At 69.3% G+C, this 15344-nt stretch carries 19 protein-coding genes; 16 read left to right on the top strand and 3 right to left on the bottom strand.

Annotated features, from left to right (window positions below):
• Positions 1-58 precede the first annotated feature (58 nt).
• On the bottom strand, positions 59-313 hold the full coding sequence (locus C7H84_RS27605) for a hypothetical protein (protein ID WP_121861747.1): 255 nt from the start codon (positions 311-313) through the stop codon (positions 59-61).
• Between the two features lie 162 nt (positions 314-475).
• Here C7H84_RS27605 and C7H84_RS27600 point away from each other — a divergent pair, with 162 nt between their 5' ends.
• The 11 genes from C7H84_RS27600 (at position 476) to ligD (ending at position 10665) form a co-directional block, all read left to right on the top strand.
• Positions 476-781 (top strand): hypothetical protein, encoded by a 306-nt coding sequence (locus C7H84_RS27600; RefSeq protein ID WP_121861746.1) that lies wholly within the window; start codon positions 476-478, stop codon positions 779-781.
• A 213-nt stretch (positions 782-994) separates the two neighbouring features.
• Positions 995-1246, top strand: a complete 252-nt coding sequence (locus tag C7H84_RS27595) for a hypothetical protein (protein WP_240462112.1) — start codon at positions 995-997, stop codon at positions 1244-1246.
• Complete coding sequence (locus tag C7H84_RS27590) at positions 1243-1554, top strand: hypothetical protein (protein WP_121861744.1); 312 nt, start codon at positions 1243-1245, stop codon at positions 1552-1554. The genes C7H84_RS27595 and C7H84_RS27590 overlap by 4 nt, the downstream gene beginning before the upstream one ends.
• Before the next feature lie 50 nt (positions 1555-1604).
• Positions 1605-1916: a hypothetical protein gene (locus C7H84_RS27585; protein WP_121861743.1), complete on the top strand. Its 312-nt coding sequence runs from the start codon at positions 1605-1607 to the stop codon at positions 1914-1916.
• 247 nt (positions 1917-2163) lie between these two features.
• A complete protein-coding gene (locus tag C7H84_RS27580; protein ID WP_121861742.1) occupies positions 2164-3600 on the top strand; it encodes an RNA polymerase factor sigma-54 in 1437 nt (478 codons plus the stop codon).
• 70 nt (positions 3601-3670) lie between these two features.
• The gene (locus C7H84_RS27575) at positions 3671-3859 is read left to right on the top strand and encodes a DUF3008 family protein (RefSeq protein ID WP_121861741.1); all 189 of its coding nucleotides are present in this window, start codon (positions 3671-3673) and stop codon (positions 3857-3859) included.
• Positions 3860-3905: 46 nt separating this feature from the next.
• Positions 3906-4067 carry a DUF1328 domain-containing protein gene (locus tag C7H84_RS27570; RefSeq protein ID WP_006398937.1) on the top strand — a complete coding sequence of 54 codons (162 nt, stop codon included), beginning with the start codon at positions 3906-3908 and terminating at the stop codon, positions 4065-4067.
• Positions 4064-4450 carry a DUF3022 domain-containing protein gene (locus C7H84_RS27565; protein WP_121861740.1) on the top strand — a complete coding sequence of 129 codons (387 nt, stop codon included), beginning with the start codon at positions 4064-4066 and terminating at the stop codon, positions 4448-4450. The genes C7H84_RS27570 and C7H84_RS27565 overlap by 4 nt, the downstream gene beginning before the upstream one ends.
• Positions 4451-4599: 149 nt before the next feature.
• Entirely contained in the window at positions 4600-6708 is a 2109-nt protein-coding gene (gene katE / locus C7H84_RS27560; protein ID WP_121861739.1) for a catalase HPII, read from the top strand.
• A 58-nt stretch (positions 6709-6766) separates the two neighbouring features.
• Positions 6767-7801 (top strand): Ku protein, encoded by a 1035-nt coding sequence (locus C7H84_RS27555; RefSeq protein WP_121861738.1) that lies wholly within the window; start codon positions 6767-6769, stop codon positions 7799-7801.
• Between the two features lie 29 nt (positions 7802-7830).
• Entirely contained in the window at positions 7831-10665 is a 2835-nt protein-coding gene (gene ligD, locus C7H84_RS27550) for a DNA ligase D (protein WP_121861737.1), read from the top strand.
• A gap of 95 nt (positions 10666-10760) precedes the next feature.
• On the opposite strand, the gene C7H84_RS27545 is transcribed toward ligD, so the two are convergent.
• Both C7H84_RS27545 and C7H84_RS27540 read right to left on the bottom strand, forming a co-directional pair.
• Entirely contained in the window at positions 10761-12080 is a 1320-nt protein-coding gene (locus tag C7H84_RS27545) for a cation:proton antiporter (protein ID WP_121861736.1), read from the bottom strand.
• 42 nt (positions 12081-12122) lie between these two features.
• On the bottom strand, positions 12123-12479 hold the full coding sequence (locus C7H84_RS27540; protein WP_121861735.1) for a DUF3175 domain-containing protein: 357 nt from the start codon (positions 12477-12479) through the stop codon (positions 12123-12125).
• A 142-nt stretch (positions 12480-12621) separates the two neighbouring features.
• Here C7H84_RS27540 and C7H84_RS27535 point away from each other — a divergent pair, with 142 nt between their 5' ends.
• From C7H84_RS27535 to C7H84_RS27515, 5 genes are all read left to right on the top strand, one after another.
• The gene (locus C7H84_RS27535; protein ID WP_121861734.1) at positions 12622-13155 is read left to right on the top strand and encodes a hypothetical protein; all 534 of its coding nucleotides are present in this window, start codon (positions 12622-12624) and stop codon (positions 13153-13155) included.
• A 90-nt stretch (positions 13156-13245) separates the two neighbouring features.
• Positions 13246-13611 carry a hypothetical protein gene (locus C7H84_RS27530; RefSeq protein ID WP_121861733.1) on the top strand — a complete coding sequence of 122 codons (366 nt, stop codon included), beginning with the start codon at positions 13246-13248 and terminating at the stop codon, positions 13609-13611.
• 319 nt (positions 13612-13930) lie between these two features.
• Positions 13931-14479 (top strand): type 1 glutamine amidotransferase domain-containing protein, encoded by a 549-nt coding sequence (locus C7H84_RS27525; protein WP_121861732.1) that lies wholly within the window; start codon positions 13931-13933, stop codon positions 14477-14479.
• Positions 14480-14482: 3 nt separating this feature from the next.
• On the top strand, positions 14483-14824 hold the full coding sequence (locus C7H84_RS27520; protein ID WP_121861731.1) for a DUF1488 domain-containing protein: 342 nt from the start codon (positions 14483-14485) through the stop codon (positions 14822-14824).
• Positions 14825-15111: 287 nt separating this feature from the next.
• Positions 15112-15336 (top strand): hypothetical protein, encoded by a 225-nt coding sequence (locus C7H84_RS27515; protein ID WP_121861730.1) that lies wholly within the window; start codon positions 15112-15114, stop codon positions 15334-15336.
• Positions 15337-15344: the final 8 nt, after the last annotated feature.

Below are 15344 nucleotides of genomic sequence, written 5' to 3'. Positions count from 1 at the left end.
CGTGCCGGAGGCGCGCCGTTCGGCCATGAGCCGGGCGTCGGAATGGGGCCGTCGCGCGTCATTCGTCGCGGCGCTTGGCCGGGTCTTCCCACGGCCCGCCGTCGTGCGTGCCCGGCGGCGTATCGGGCTCGATGCGCGTGACGCCGCCGGTCGCCGGCGGATCGCTCGCGGGGAACGTGTCCTCGAGCTGCTTGTCGATATGGCGCTCCGAGTGGCGCGTCTTCGTCTGGTCCTGATCCTTCAGCGGCGGCGACTGGTCGGATTGCTTCTCGCGCGCCGGCGCGTCGCGGCCGGATCGGGTCGATTCGTTCATGGCGTGGCTCCGTGTCGGTGACGATGATGCGGTAAAGGCGCAACCGCCGTGCCCGCAGTGCACTGACGGCACGCGACTTGCCGCCTGAGCGGTGACGACGCCAACGTGCGGTGCCTTGTGCCGCGCGCACACCAACCACACCAACATGAAGCGGGAGGCACGATGACAATTCCGAAACGACAGCCAACGGTGCGCTACGAAGTGAATGTCTGCGGCGGCGGGTTCGACTCGGTGAAGAGCCATTTCAGCGCGTGGAAACAGGAGCCGCTGATCTACCGGCCCGATCGCCGGATGTTCGAGGGCAAGGCCGATGTGCGGCCGCTCGGCGACGAGACGTTCGGCTCGACCGAGCCGGCGCGGCTCGCGCTGCAGCGTGCCTGCGAGCCGTCCGATCCGTATGCGCTGGCGGCGCCGGTGCGCGACGACGGTCGCGAGCTGTGGCTCGTGATGGCCGCGTACGAAGCGTAGCGCGATGCACTTGAAAGAATTGCAGCGCGCGGTGTAGCGAAGGCACGGCGCCCGGCGCGGCGGCGTGCATGCGCGTACGTGGGCGCGCGCAGAGGCGACGTGCAGCGCGGCACATGCATTGCGGACCTTGTATGTGCAAAGCAGCAGACGGCGAGTGCACGCCGCACCGCAGATCCGATCCCGTAAGGACGACGCAACGACGCTCGAATGCCCATGAACCCAGATCCCGCCCAATCGCTGCACCGACCGGAGCCGCCGCTGCCCGACGGCGAACCCGACCCCGACGTGCCCGTACCGGACGACCTGCCGCCCGGCGTGCCGGAACCGTATCACGATCCGGAGGGCGACCCGCCCGTGCATCCGCCGCCGGAACGCGAGCCGCCGACGCGCGAACCGCCGATTCACGTGCCGCCAACGGGCGTGCCGCCGGTCGCGTTCACTCGCTTCACGGAGGGCCCACGATGAGCATCCGAGTGAAACCCGGCATGCTGCGCGACGTGGCCGAAACGCTCGGCCGTCATTTCGAGGCGCGCGCAATGCCGTTTCATGTCGAGGAGCAGCCGGCCGGTGCGCTGCATTTCGGCTTTCGCGTCGACGGCCATCCGGCGTCGCTGACTGTGACGTTCGACGCCGACGCATTCGCCGCGCTCGAACGGGCGGACATCGACCGGCAACGCGGTGCGCTGACGCGCGTCGCCGCTGAGTTCGACACGATGATGGCGCGACGCGCGCCAACCGCTTATGCGGGCGATTTTCATTTCAACCGGCTCTGAGCTGTGCCGCGAAGGCCGGCTCGGTGTCGTCGACTCCAGGGAGGATTCAAATGAAACAGATCCATACGATACGCATGGGTGCCTGTGCATTGGCCGCCGCGTGCGCGCTGGGCGCATGCACGCAACCACAGGGCCCCTACGGCACGCGCGGTGCGCCGCCGGCCCCGCCGGACGGCCACGGCGCGTCGCCGACCACGACGATGCCGGACGCGAATACGCGCTACGACACGCGTCCGTCGCCGCACAACACCATGCCGGCAGGCGCGGCCGGCGGCGAGGCGGCCGACGTGCCGCCGCCGGGCGCGAACAGCGCGCAGAGCGACCGGCCGCTGCCCGGCACGCCGCCGCCGATGCAGTACTGACCTGACGCCACGCAACGCGCGAGCGCGCTGGCGGCGGCGCGCCGCACGGCGTTCCGTGCGCCGCCAGGCCGTGCGCGAATTTCGTGCCCCCTAACTTCCCGGCGCTTGTAAAAAAGCGGCCCCAACGACTTTGGATAATGGGGTGAAAACGCCGGAGAGCCGCTTCGGACGGGGCTTTGCCGAGCTGGCACGGATGCTGCATTGATTCCGTCACAGGAATTTTTCGCACACCGTCAGGAGGGCATCGATGTCCGTCACGCTTGCGCTGCAGATGCGTCAGCATCTGGCACTTACGCCGAGGCTTCAGCAGTCGCTTCGTCTGCTGCAGTTGTCTTCGCTCGAATTCCAGCAGGAATTGCGGCAGGCGCTCGACTCGAATCCGTTTCTCGAAGATGGCCAGGGCGACGACGAAGTCAGCGCCGATGCGCCGGAAACCACAACCGACGCTGCTGAGCCCGAGCCGTTGCCGGAGCGCGACGACGACGTGCGTCCGCCGGACGCGGACGTGTCGTACACGGCGGCCCCCGCGCCGCGCGGCGCAGGCCGCCAGGGCGACGACGGCGGTGATCTGTCGCCGGGCGAATGGATGGCGGCCGAGCCGTCGCTGCACCAGCAACTGCACGACGCGCTGCGGCTCTATCCGTTGAACCGGCGCGACCGCGAAGCTGCGCGCCTCATCATCGACGCGCTCGACGAAGACGGCTACCTGCGTCAGGAGCTGTCCGAGCTGCTGGTCGCGGCCGATCCGGCGCTGCTGTTGTCCGAACAGGATCTCGCGGTCGCGCTGCGGCTCGTGCAGATGCTGGACCGCCCGGGTATCGCCGCGCGCTCGCTGTCCGAGTGTCTCGTGCTGCAACTCGACGCGATTCCGGCCGGCACGCCGGCGCTCGCCGAAGCGAAGGTGATCGCGCGCGAACATCTCGAACGGCTGGCACGCCGCGAGACCGCCGAGATCCAGCGGCGCGTCGGCTGCAGCCAGGCGACGATGCAGGCCGCATGCGCGCTGGTGCGCGGGCTCGATCCGCGCCCGGGCAACCACTACGGCAGCACGCGCGGCGACTACGTGGTGCCCGACGTGATCGTGCGCCAGGTGCGCGACGAATGGATCGTGACGATCAACCCGGCGGTGCTGCCGCGCGCGCGGCTGCACGAACGCTATGCGACGCTGTTCGCGCAGTCGAGCGGCGAGCGCGATTCGCCGCTCGGCCAGCAGCTGCAGGAAGCGCGCTGGCTGATCCGCAACGTGCAGAAGCGCTTCGACACGATCCAGCGGGTCGGCGAATGCATCGTCGCGCGGCAGCGCGATTTCTTCCGCTACGGCGAGATCGCGATGAAGCCGCTCGTGCTGCGCGACATCGCCGAAGAGCTCGACCTGCATGAATCGACCGTGTCGCGCGCGACGGGCAACAAGTACATGGCCACGCCGCACGGCACCTTCGAGTTCAAGCACTTCTTCCCGCGCAAGCTGGAGGCCGCCGGCAAGGGCGTGTGCTCGGCATCCGCCGCGAAGGTCCTGATCCGCGACATGATCGCGGCCGAGCGCCACAACGATCCGCTGTCCGACGTCGCGCTCGCGCAGAACCTCGCGGGCCGCGGCATCCTTCTTGCGCGTCGTACCGTCACGAAGTATCGCCAGGCGATGAAAATTCCGCCGGCCGAACTGCGCCGGCGCGACGCCGCATGACGATACCGTTCGAACCGCGCGCGGCCCGCGTGCCGCGATCGTCGCGCGCGCCACCGAGAGGAGGAAAGCCATGCCAGCCAAATCCCAGGCACAGCAGCGCGCCGCGGGGGCCGCCCTGTCGGCCAAGCGCGGCGACACCAAGATGAAGGACCTGAAGCCGCCTTCGAAGTCGATGGCCAAGTCGATGAGCGAGAAGGAGCTCGAAAAAATGGCTTCGACGCCGACCCGCGGCAAACCCAAGCACAAGCACGATTCTTGATCGCCGGCGACAGGCGCCCACGGTCACCGTTCTCCAGGAGGAATTCATGCTTCGATACGCCCTCATTTTCTTCGTCATCGCGATCATCGCCGCCGTGTTCGGCTTCGGCGGCATCGCGGCCGGTGCGGCCGAGATCGCGAAGATCCTGTTCTACATCTTCGTCGTGATCTTCCTGGTCACGCTGCTGCTGGGTGTCGTGCGACGATGACGGCCCTGTCCGACCGTTCGCAGCGCATCGCTGAACTCGAAAGTGCGCTCGCGAACGGCTTTCCGTCGGAATCGACTGTCGTCACGGATGCCGACGACGTGTCCGGCCGGCTGACGATCCACGTGTCATGGGTGCGCGTGCCGGCCGACGACAGCGCACGCGCATGGCGCTGCGCGGTCGACCTGCGGCTCGATCCCGATGTGCTCGTGCGCTACGGGTCGCTCGGCGCGGCCGACCGGCTGCGTGTACGCACCCAGCTGTGCGATCGCGCGCGGCGCGCGGTGGACGAGCAGAAGCCGCGTATCGAGGACGCCGCGATCGACTGCAGCGTCGCGCTCGACGTGACCCACGCCGAGTTCGAACGCGCGTTGCAGGCACCCTGACGCAGCCGCCCGTATCGGCTACCGCATCCGGGCCCGTGCGGCGCGCCGCTGGGCCCGTTTTTTTTCGCGCCGGCGTGTCGTGCGTGCCGGGAAATCGTCGCGCACGACGCCGTCTTTCACCGAACCGAACCTAAAACGAGGACTCGCCGATGACGAATCCCCCTCAAGCCGGCAACCCGCCGTCGAATCCGCCGCAGGCCGACAGCGCGAAGTCGCGTCAGCTGGACGAGAACCGGCTGCGGCCCGACGGCGAGGCATTGCGCACCAACCAGGGCGTGCGCATTGCCGACAACCAGAACACGTTGCGCGCCGGTGCGCGCGGCCCGTCGCTGCTCGAAGACTTCATCATGCGCGAGAAGATCACGCACTTCGACCACGAACGGATTCCCGAACGGGTCGTGCATGCGCGCGGCTCGGCCGCGCACGGCGTGTTTCGCGTCTACGAATCGATGGCCGACTACACGAAGGCCGCGTTCCTGCAGGATCCCGCCGCCGAAACGCCGGTGTACGTGCGCTTTTCCACCGTGCAGGGCCCGCGCGGGTCGGCCGACACGGTCCGCGACGTGCGCGGCTTCGCGGTGAAGTTCTATACCGAAGAGGGCAACTACGATCTGGTCGGCAACAACATGCCGGTGTTCTTCATCCAGGACGCGATCAAGTTTCCCGACTTCGTGCACGCGGTGAAGCCCGAGGCGCCGAACGAGATGCCGACCGGTGCGTCCGCGCACGATACGTTCTGGGATTTCGTGTCGCTCGTGCCGGAGACGACGCATACCGTGCTGTGGCTGATGTCCGATCGCGCGCTGCCCGCGAGCTATCGTGCGATGGACGGCTTCGGCGTGCACACGTTCCGCTTCGTGAACGCGGCGGGTGCCGAGCATTTCGTGAAATTCCACTGGCGCCCGGTGAGCGGCGCATATTCGCTGCTGTGGGACGAAGCGCAGCGCATCGCCGGCCACGACCCCGACTTCAACCGGCGCGACTTGTGGATGGCGATCGAGCGCGGCGACTATCCGGAGTTCGAGCTCGGCGTGCAATTGATCGATCCGGCCGACGCGCGCAAGTTCGACTTCGACCTGCTCGACCCGACCAAGCTCGTGCCGGAAGAGCTCGTGCCCGTGAAGCCGATCGGCCGCATGACGCTGAACCGCAATCCGGACAACTTCTTCGCGGAAACCGAGCAGGTCGCGTTTCATCCGGGGCACGTCGTGCCCGGCATCGACTTCACCAACGATCCGCTGCTGCAGGGGCGTCTCTTTTCGTACACCGACACGCAGCTGAGCCGGCTCGGCGGCCCGAACTTCCACGAGCTGCCGATCAACCGGCCGCTGTGTCCGTTCGCGAACAACCAGCGCGATGCGATGCATCGGCAGACGATCGCGGTCGGGCAGGCGTCGTATGAACCGAATTCGCTGAACGGCGGCTGGCCGCGCGAGACGCCGCCCGCACCGTCCGGCGGCGGCTTCGAGACCGTGCACGAACCGCTCGAAGGCGACAAGGTGCGCGTGCGCAGCGACACGTTCGCCGACCATTTCTCGCAGCCCGCGCTGTTTTATCAGAGCATGACCGAGATCGAGCAGCGGCATATTCGCGACGCGTACTGCTTCGAGCTCGGCAAGGTGACGAAGCAGGAGATTCGCGAACGCGTGGTCAACGAGATCATCGCGCGCTTCGATGCGGGGCTCGCCGCGCAGGTCGCGGAACGGCTCGGGCTGCCTGCCCCGCAAACGGCCACGACGCCGGCCGTCGCGCAGCGCGCGCCGTCGCTGAGCCTGATCGGGCGATCGAAGCCCGGGATCCGCTCGCGCAAGATCGCGTTGATCGCGACGCCGGGCGTGAGCCAGACGCTGGTCGAGCAGGTGCGCGGCGCGCTGACGGCCGCGGGCGCGGTGCCCACGATCGTCGCGCCGACGCTCGCGCCGATCGGCAGCATCGTGCCGCAGGCGACGCTGGTCGGGATGCCTTCGGTGATGTTCGACGCGGTGTTCGTGTGCGGCGGCGACGGCGACGGTCGAGGGCTCGCGCACAGCGCGGACGCGCGGCACTTCGTGCGCGAGGCGTTCAAGCACCTGAAGCCGATCGCGGCGGTCGGCTCCGGGCGTCAGTTGTTGAGCGCCGCGCACCTGCCGGATCCGGCCGAAGGCGTGTGCGTCGGGCAGGCGGTCGATCTCGACGCGATCCTGCGCACGTTCTCGGACGAGATCGGCCGGCATCGCGTGTGGGCGCGCGAGCAGCAGGCAGCCGAGCTGCCGGCCTAGCGCCGCACGAGGCGCCCGTCGCATCGCGCGGCGGGCGCGAACGCAGCAAGGAGGCAACATGCCACCGCGGATGATATGGAAAGGCGCGATCAGCTTCGGGCTCGTTCACGTGCCGGTGCAGCTGTTCCCGGCAACGCGCACGGTGAAGCCGTCGTTCCGGATGCTCGACAAGCGTTCGATGGATCCGATCGGCTATCGGCAGATCAACAAGCGCACCGGCAAGGAAGTCACGCGCGAGGACATCGTGCGCGGCTACGAGTACGAGAAGGAGCGCTACGTCGTCCTGACCGACGACGAGATCCGGGCGGCGAATCCCGAATCGACGCAGACGGTCGACATCCTGACGTTCGTCGACGAGGATGCGGTGTCGTTCCTCTATCTCGACACGCCGTACTACCTCGTGCCGGACCGCAAGGGCGAGAAGGTCTATGCGCTGTTGCGCGACGCACTGAAGGACAGCGGCAAGATCGGCATCGCGCTCGTCGTGATGCGCGATCGCCAGCATCTCGGCGCCCTGATCCCGGTCGGGCCGGTGCTCGCGCTCGACACGCTGCGCTGGCAGGAAGAGCTGCGGCCGCTCGACGAGCTGTCGGTGCCGACCGAGGATGCGAAGCGCGCGGGCGTGACCGCGCGCGAGCTCGCGATGGCGAAGAAGCTGATCGACGACATGGCCGGCAAGTGGACGCCCGACGAGTATCACGACACGTTTCGCGACGACATCCTCGAACTCGTCGAGCGCAAGGTGAGCGCGGGCAAGATCGAGGAAATCGAGGACCGCCCCGCGCAGACGGGCCGCGCGGCGACCAACGTGGTCGACCTGACCGAGTTGCTGAAGCGCAGCCTGAAGGGCGGCGGCGGCCCGCGTGCGGCGGACCTGCGCGGTAAGGACGACGAGGACGCGGAGGCGGACACGGACGCGTCGTCGTCATCGACGGCGCGCGGCGGCACGCGACGCAAGGCGCCGTCGAAAACCGCCGCGAAGGGCGCGGCCACGAAAACCGCTGCGGCGAAACGGCCTGCGGCGAAGCGTCCGGCGGCTGGCGAGCATGCGGCGAAGAAGTCTACCGCCGCGCGTCGCAAGCACGCCGCATGACGCCGCGCGACACAACCTGAGGTGACGCGATGGCCGGCAAGCTCGATCCCTATCGCCGCAAACGCCACTTCGATGCGACGCCGGAACCCGAAGGCGCGCATGGGCGGCGGCGCACGAAGGCCGACGAGAAACCCGCCGCGCGCTCGCGGTCGGCCGCACGGGCCGGCCATCCGCTGCGCTTCGTGATCCAGGAGCACCATGCGCGGCGCCTGCATTACGACTTCCGGCTCGAGCTGGACGGCACGCTGAAGTCGTGGGCCGTGCCGAAGGGGCCGAGCTTCGATCCGACCGTGAAGCGCCTCGCCGTGCACGTCGAGGACCATCCGCTGGAATACGCGGGGTTCGAGGGCGAGATTCCGGCCGGGCATTACGGTGCGGGATCGGTCGTCGTGTGGGACGAAGGTACGTGGACGCCCGACGGCGGGCTCGCGCAGGCCCGCGAAGGCTATCGCGCGGGCAAGCTCAGCTTCCGGCTCGACGGTCACAAGCTGCACGGCGGCTGGGCGCTCGTGCGCAGCGGGCGGCAGGAGGGCCGGCAGGAGCAGTGGCTGCTGATCAAGGAGCGCGACGACGACGCGCGCAGCATGGACGAATTCGATGTCGTGGGCGAGCGGCCGGGGAGTGTGCATGACGGTGAGGGAGCGGCGGAAGCGGCGCCGCGTGCGGAGTCGAACGGCGGCGCGGCGCGCACGCGCGGCGCGCGTCGTGGCCGGGCCGACAAGGCGGACGAACGCAGCACGCGTGCCGCGCGGCATGACGGTCACGACCACGGCCGCGCCGATCATGGGAACCCGCCGACCGATCCGTCCGCGATCGAAGGCGCGGTGCGCGCGCCGCTGCCCGAGCGCGTCGCGCCGCAACTGGCGACGCTCGTCGACGGCCCGCCCACGCAGGACGACTGGCGCTACGAACTGAAGTTCGACGGCTACCGGATGCTCGCGCGCATTTCGGGCAAGGGCGCACGGCGGCACGTGAAGCTGATGACTCGCGAAGGCCGCGACTGGACCGCGAAATTGCGCACGCAACGCGATGCGCTCGCCGCGCTCGACGTCGACGAGGCGTGGCTCGACGGCGAGGCCGTCGTGCTCGGCAAGAACGGACTCCCCGATTTCCAGGCGCTGCAGAACGCGCTCGGCGCGGGCCGTTCCGATGAAGTCACGCTGTTCGTGTTCGACCTGCCTTATCTGGACGGTTACGACTTGCGCGATGCGCCGCTCACCGCGCGCCGCGCGCTGCTCGAACCGCTGCTCGCCGACAGCGATCCCGCGCGGCTGCGCTTCTCGCCGGATCTCGATGCCGACGTCGCGTCGCTGATCGCGAGCGCGTGCGAGACGGGCCTCGAAGGGCTGATCGGCAAGCGTGCGGCGTCGCGCTATCGCGCCGGCCGCTCGCCCGCGTGGATCAAGCTCAAATGCCGGCGCCGGCAGGAGTTCGTGATCGGCGGCTATACCGAGCCGTCGGGCAGCCGCAACGGATTCGGCGCGTTGCTGCTCGGCGTGCACGAGATCCCGGGCGACGGCAAGCGGCGGCGCGGGCCGGCGCCGCTCCGCTACGTCGGCCGTGTCGGCACCGGCTTCGATACGCGCATGCTCGACAAGCTCGTGGCGATCCTGCGCAAGCACGAGCGCGACACCACACCGTTCGATCCGCCGCCGCGCGAGCGCTCGCGCACGCGGGTGCACTGGATCGAACCGACGCTCGTCGCCGAATGCGAATTCGCCGAATGGACCGGCGACGGGATCGTGCGCCAGGCCGCGTTCATCGCTTTGCGCGACGACAAACCGGCGTCGCAGATCGTCCGCGAAGTGCCGAAGCACACGGCAACGGAGGTGACCATGGATCAACGTCAGACCACGCACGACGACAAGCGCAAGCGCGCATCGAGCAGCGCGCGCGAAACGAGCGATCGCCAGCCTCCCGCGCGTTCGCGCTCATCCGCCGGACCGGCCCGTCGCGCGAGCGACGACAGCGGTCCCGACCAGCTCGGCCGCGTGCGCATCACGCATCCCGAGCGCGTGATCGATCCGCAGAGCGGCACGCGCAAGATCGATCTGGCACGCTACTGGCAATGGGTCGCGCCGTGGCTGCTGCGCGATCTGAAGGGCAGGCCGGTGTCGCTCGTGCGAGCACCCGGCGACATCGCGGGCGAGCTGTTCTTCCAGAAGCACGCGGAGCGCCGCGAGATACCGTTCGTCACGCAACACGAAGGGCTCGATCCGGGCCGCGGTCCGCTGCTGTCGCTCGACAGCGTCGACGCGCTGCTCGGCGCCGCGCAGATGGGCACGATCGAGCTGCATACGTGGAACGCGCACGTATCGAACATCGAGCGGCCCGACCGGATCGTGTTTGACCTCGACCCCGACCCGACGCTGCAGTGGAGCACGATGATCGAGGCCGCGCAACTCGTGCGCGGCCTGCTCGACGAGCTCGGCCTCGTGTCGTTCTGCAAGACGAGCGGCGGCAAGGGGCTGCACGTCGTCGTACCGATTACGCGGCACATGGGCTGGGACGACGTGAAGGAATTCTCGCGCGCGGTCGCGCAGCATGTCGCGAGCGCGCTGCCCGATCGCTTCACCGCGACGATGGGCCCGCGCCACCGGCGCGGCAAGATCTTCATCGACTACCTGCGCAACGGCCGCGGCGCGAGCACGATCGCCGCGTATTCGGTGCGCGCGCGGCCCGGGATGGGCGTGTCGGTGCCGCTGCGCTGGGACGAGGTGCCCGACACGACGAGCGGCGCGCAATGGACGATCGACACGCTGCACGAACGGCTCGACCGCCTCAAGCGCGATCCGTGGGAAGGCTATGACGACACGCGGCAGCGCATCACCGCGCAGATGCGCACGCGGCTCGGCAAGTCGTGACACCGTGAGTGCGACCTGCGCGACCTGCACCGCCTGCGTCGGCCACACCGCCTGCGTCGGCCACACCGCCTGCGTCGGCCACACGGCATGCATCCTCAGCGGCGATTCTGCAGACGGTAGTACCAGTCCATCAGCGGCGTCGCCGATACGCCGTGCGCGATCACCGACGCCGACACGACGGCCAGCACCGGCGCCGCGAGCGGCCGCACCGCGCTCGACGGCCCGTGTTCGAGCGCGAACAGCAGGTAGTAGAACGAACCGATCCCGCGGATCCCGAACCACGCCATCAGCCGCCGTTGCGCAAGCGTCGCGCGCGAGCCGGTGAGCGTCAGCAGCACCGCGATCGGCCGCACGGCGACGAACAGCACGACCGCCAGCCCGAGCGCGCCCCACGTGACGAGCGGCGCCGACAACGTGCCGAGCACGCTGCCGATCATCGTCATCACGACCGCCTCCGCGATCCGCTCGAGCTCGATCGTGAAATCGAGCACCGATTCGGCCATGAACGCATGCACTTTCTCCGGGTGCTTTTCCGTTGCGACCACGTCTTCCGAATCGATCCGGCCGATCACTTCGCGCGGCGGGCGGTCGCCGCTCGCGCGATGCTCGACGCGGCGCATCGCGACGCCCGCGGCGAACGTCGCGATGAAGCCGAACGTGTGCGCGAGCTGCGCGGCGCCGAACGACAGCACGATCAGCGCGAGCGCGAAGAAGCCTTCGAAGCCGAGCGCCTGCGCGTAGCGCGTGCGTAGCCAGCCGATCGCCGTGGTGGTCGCCGCGCCGAGCGCGCCGCCGATCGCCGCTGCGCCGACGATGCCCCACGCCGCGGCCAGCGCGAACGTGCCGGAGAGTGCCGGGCGCACGTGCGGCGTGTCGGGGGTGCCGCACAGTGCGAGGCCGGCGAGCGCGAACGGCAGCGCGATCCCGTCGTTCATCCCGCCTTCGCCGGACAGGGCAAAACGCACCAGGTCGCGATCGCCCGGATCGTGCACCTGCACGTCGTGCGCGAGCACCGGGTCGGTCGGCGCGAGGATGGCCGCGATCAGCAGCGCCGGGCCCCACCCGAGCCCGAGCGTCAGCACCGCGCAGCCGGCCAGCAGCGGCACGGTGACGACCATCGCGAGCAGCCCGAGCCGGCACGGCACCAGCCACAGTCTGTCGGACAGCGGCACGCGCAGCCGCAGCCCGATCGCGAACAGCGACACCAGCAACGCGACCTCGACGATCTCGCGCAGCAGCGTCGCGTCGCGCTCGAGGTCCAGATGCACGAGCCCGGCGCCGGATGGGCCGAGCGCGACGCCGAGCGCGAGGTAGATCATCGCGCTGCTGATGGGCAGATGGCGCAGCGCCGACGTCACGACGCCCATGCCCAGCAGCACCGCGCCGATGATGAGATACCACAGTGTTTCATGCATGCGAGCAGGCGGAGGGGAGCGATTCGGAGCGGGCGGATGCCGTTACGGCTTGCGGCCGAACGCCTCGCGCAGCTTCCGCTTCGCGCGTTCGAGCGTCGCGCGGCGAGTTTTCGGCAGGTTGCGGCCTGCGCGGTTCACATAGAAGTTCAGCATCGACATCGCCGACTGGAACGGTGTCGCCTTGCGGCGGCGGCTGTGTTCGGCCGAGCGCTTGAGCGAGGCGGCGATCTGGCCCGGATCGTCCGACTTGAAGATGTCGGGTTCGAGGTCGAGCGCATCGCTCTTTTGCATCACGTCGGCGGACCAGCGCTTGCGGCGCTGCGGATGGTTGCTGCGTGCGCGGCCCGGCGCGCGCGCTGCGCGCTTGCCGTGCGAGTGGGACGCGGAAGCTGAAGGCATGGCAGCGGCTCCGTACGGGATCGTGGTGAATGACCTGTCGGCGCCGCAAGTCGCGTGCCGCGCATCACTGACGGCACGCGCCTTGCTGAACCGTAGGCGCAGGAAATTCCACGAACAGCGGTTCTATTGAGGAGAACGCTCCATGAAACCAGCATCCGAATCGAAATCTGGCGCGCGCCGGATTCTTGCGTGTACGGCCGTCGCGCTCATCGCGGCGGCACCGGCCGCGTGGGCCCAGAACTCGCAACGCTCCGACGAGGGCACCGGCGCGCCGATCCTGTCGCCGCCCGATACGTCCGCGCAAGGGATGGGCGGCACCATGTCGAACGGCAATACGGCCGCGCCGCCGCCCGCGACCCGCATGCAGGAGCCGCGCGGCACGCGTTCGCAGGCCAAGCCGCAGATGCGCCAGAAACCGGGCGGCCCGAGCGGCGCCGGGACCGGCGGCAGCGGGGGCACCGGCGGTATGAGCGGGGCGGCCGGCGGCGGCAGCGCCGGGATGGGCGGCACCGGGGAGGGAACCGGCAGTGGCAGCGGGAGCGCCGGCATGGGCGGTGTGGGTGGCGCCCAGGGCGGCACCGGCGCGGGCGCCGGCGCAGGCCGGTCGTCGGGTGCCACAGGCTCCGGCGGAGGCGGCGCGGGCGGCACGGGCAGCGCGGGTTCCAGCGGTTATTGACGATGACGGTGTCGCGCCGGCCCGGCCGGCGCGGCGCGATGGCTGATGCCGGCCGCGGGCCGGCCTGCCACCACCACGCAGGAGAAGATCATGCAATCGAACTCCCGGACCTTGCTGGACGACAGCGACATGGACACCGAAGCGGCCGATACCGACGATCTCGACACGACCGTTCATCTGGACATCGAGACGGGCAGGATCACGTTTCATGCGGCATGGGCGCTGGCGCCCGATGTGCCGCCGACCACGGCGCGGCACTCCGTCATACTCGCGCTCGACTGCGACACCATGGAACGCTATGCCGACCTCGACGAAGGCGCGCGGATGCGCGTGCACGCGATGCTGCACGACAGCGTGCAGACCACGCTGGAGGCGTTGCCGGACATCACCGAAGATCTCACCCTGACCGTCGAACTGACCGACGCGATGCTGGACGTCGCGCGTCATCTTCAGTAAGCGTGGCTCGGGTGCGGGCCCGCGGCGGGCGTGGCTTTGCCCGCAGGCCGGCCGCTGCCGCCGGGGCAGTCGCCGGGGGCGCTTCCGGAAGCAGTCGCATTACATCCCGTTGAAATCTTTGCAGACGTCGCGTGGCGCGGCGTGACTATCGTCGCGCGGCTCACGCGGCGAGAGCGACGCGGGTGCGACATCCACCCATTGCGGTCGCGACCCATTAACGGCGGGCCACCCGGCGGGGTGTGCACGGAGGCGCGGCACGCCGATTGCTCGGAGACCGGCACGGCACGACCGGTGCCGCAACGCAACAGGGAGGCGTTCCATGACGGGCAAGCTGGACCATTGCAAGGTAGCGATACTCGCGGTCGACGGCTTCGAGGAAGCCGAGCTCGTCGAACCGCAGCGCGCGCTCGAGGCCGAAGGCGCGCAGGTCGACGTGATTTCGCAGAAGGGCGGCGAGATCCAGGGGCTCAGGCACGTCGACAAGGGTGATCGCGTGAAGGTCGACCATACATTCGACGATGCGCGCGTCGGCGATTACGACGCGGTCGTGCTGCCGGGCGGCGTCGTCAACGGCGATGCGATCCGGATGCTGCCGGCCGCGCGCGAATTCGTGACGGCGGCGGTGGGCGCGGGCAAGCCGATCGCCGCGATCTGTCACGGCGGCTGGCTGCTCGTATCGTCCGGGCTGGTGGAAGGGCGCACGATGACGAGCTGGCCGAGCCTGCAGGACGACATCCGCAACGCGGGCGGCAAGTGGGTCGACCAGGAAGTCGTGCGCGACGGCGACCTGATCACGAGCCGCAAGCCCGACGACCTGCCCGCCTTCAACGGCGCGCTGGTGCAGCGCCTGGCGCAGCGGGGGGCGTAAACGATGCCGGTCGAACCCGTTCGCCACGTGACGCTGACCGACGATCCGCCGGTGTTCGACGGCGCGGCGCTGCAGATGCGCTTCGTCGTCGACGTCGACGGGAAGCCGATGACTTGCTCTATCACCGTGGAGGCGCTCGAGGATCATTTCGGTGCGCGCTCCGCGCTCGAAGCCGACCTGCGCGACGCATTCGAGCGCGGCCGTGCGCGAATCGAAACGGCTTGCGAGGAAGTGCTCGCCGATGGGAAGGGCGGCGTCGAACTGCACAGCGGCTATTTCCGCGTGCGCGACAAGGCGGCGGGTAATGCTGCGCGGGCCGGGCTGTTTCGTTCGCGGAAGCCCTGACAAACCGCACGACGGGACGCCGATGCGGCGCCTGCGCGTGTCGCAGCGATCCAGCCCCCGAGCCGGTGCGTCGCCGCCGCCCGGTTACACGCCGTTGAAAACTTTGCAGCCGCGCCCGCGCGGCCCAAAGCGACAGATCGTGCCGGGAGCCGGCCGTAGATGAAGCGGCTGCTTCCCACATACTGGCACGGTCCATGCGTATCTCCTTGTTTGAGGCGCACGATTCGCGCCCGCGACGTCGCGATGCTGCTGCCGCATCGCGTCAAGCCGCCAATGGGGGAGACAACATGCTGACCGCACATGAATTTGCCGCGCTGTTCCTGGTGTACCGCGCGCCGGAACAGATACAGCCCGACCGCGAAGATATCGTGTCGCTGGTGGAACAACACCTGATCGAGATGCGTGCCGACGAATCGGGCAAGAGCCGCCTGGCGCTGACACCGGACGGCCTCTCGATCGTGCAATGCATGCAGCGGCACGTCGGGCGCGGCTTCGGCAGCGTCGATGCGTGATGGCGCCG

This window comes from Burkholderia sp. Nafp2/4-1b, from assembly GCF_003635165.1.
Classification (GTDB): domain Bacteria; phylum Pseudomonadota; class Gammaproteobacteria; order Burkholderiales; family Burkholderiaceae; genus Burkholderia.
This window is presented reverse-complemented; position numbering and strand designations above follow the sequence as displayed.

What these genes read in the sequence shown, in the direction of transcription:
- C7H84_RS27605 (WP_121861747.1), bottom strand. Translation starts at nt 313, where the DNA reads ATGAACGAATCGACCCGATCCGGCCGCGACGCGCCGGCGCGCGAGAAG.
- C7H84_RS27600 (WP_121861746.1), top strand. Translation starts at nt 476, where the DNA reads ATGACAATTCCGAAACGACAGCCAACGGTGCGCTACGAAGTGAATGTC.
- C7H84_RS27595 (WP_240462112.1), top strand. Translation starts at nt 995, where the DNA reads ATGAACCCAGATCCCGCCCAATCGCTGCACCGACCGGAGCCGCCGCTG.
- C7H84_RS27590 (WP_121861744.1), top strand. Translation starts at nt 1,243, where the DNA reads ATGAGCATCCGAGTGAAACCCGGCATGCTGCGCGACGTGGCCGAAACG.
- C7H84_RS27585 (WP_121861743.1), top strand. Translation starts at nt 1,605, where the DNA reads ATGAAACAGATCCATACGATACGCATGGGTGCCTGTGCATTGGCCGCC.
- C7H84_RS27580 (WP_121861742.1), top strand. Translation starts at nt 2,164, where the DNA reads ATGTCCGTCACGCTTGCGCTGCAGATGCGTCAGCATCTGGCACTTACG.
- C7H84_RS27575 (WP_121861741.1), top strand. Translation starts at nt 3,671, where the DNA reads ATGCCAGCCAAATCCCAGGCACAGCAGCGCGCCGCGGGGGCCGCCCTG.
- C7H84_RS27570 (WP_006398937.1), top strand. Translation starts at nt 3,906, where the DNA reads ATGCTTCGATACGCCCTCATTTTCTTCGTCATCGCGATCATCGCCGCC.
- C7H84_RS27565 (WP_121861740.1), top strand. Translation starts at nt 4,064, where the DNA reads ATGACGGCCCTGTCCGACCGTTCGCAGCGCATCGCTGAACTCGAAAGT.
- katE (WP_121861739.1), top strand. Translation starts at nt 4,600, where the DNA reads ATGACGAATCCCCCTCAAGCCGGCAACCCGCCGTCGAATCCGCCGCAG.
- C7H84_RS27555 (WP_121861738.1), top strand. Translation starts at nt 6,767, where the DNA reads ATGCCACCGCGGATGATATGGAAAGGCGCGATCAGCTTCGGGCTCGTT.
- ligD (WP_121861737.1), top strand. Translation starts at nt 7,831, where the DNA reads ATGGCCGGCAAGCTCGATCCCTATCGCCGCAAACGCCACTTCGATGCG.
- C7H84_RS27545 (WP_121861736.1), bottom strand. Translation starts at nt 12,080, where the DNA reads ATGCATGAAACACTGTGGTATCTCATCATCGGCGCGGTGCTGCTGGGC.
- C7H84_RS27540 (WP_121861735.1), bottom strand. Translation starts at nt 12,479, where the DNA reads ATGCCTTCAGCTTCCGCGTCCCACTCGCACGGCAAGCGCGCAGCGCGC.
- C7H84_RS27535 (WP_121861734.1), top strand. Translation starts at nt 12,622, where the DNA reads ATGAAACCAGCATCCGAATCGAAATCTGGCGCGCGCCGGATTCTTGCG.
- C7H84_RS27530 (WP_121861733.1), top strand. Translation starts at nt 13,246, where the DNA reads ATGCAATCGAACTCCCGGACCTTGCTGGACGACAGCGACATGGACACC.
- C7H84_RS27525 (WP_121861732.1), top strand. Translation starts at nt 13,931, where the DNA reads ATGACGGGCAAGCTGGACCATTGCAAGGTAGCGATACTCGCGGTCGAC.
- C7H84_RS27520 (WP_121861731.1), top strand. Translation starts at nt 14,483, where the DNA reads ATGCCGGTCGAACCCGTTCGCCACGTGACGCTGACCGACGATCCGCCG.
- C7H84_RS27515 (WP_121861730.1), top strand. Translation starts at nt 15,112, where the DNA reads ATGCTGACCGCACATGAATTTGCCGCGCTGTTCCTGGTGTACCGCGCG.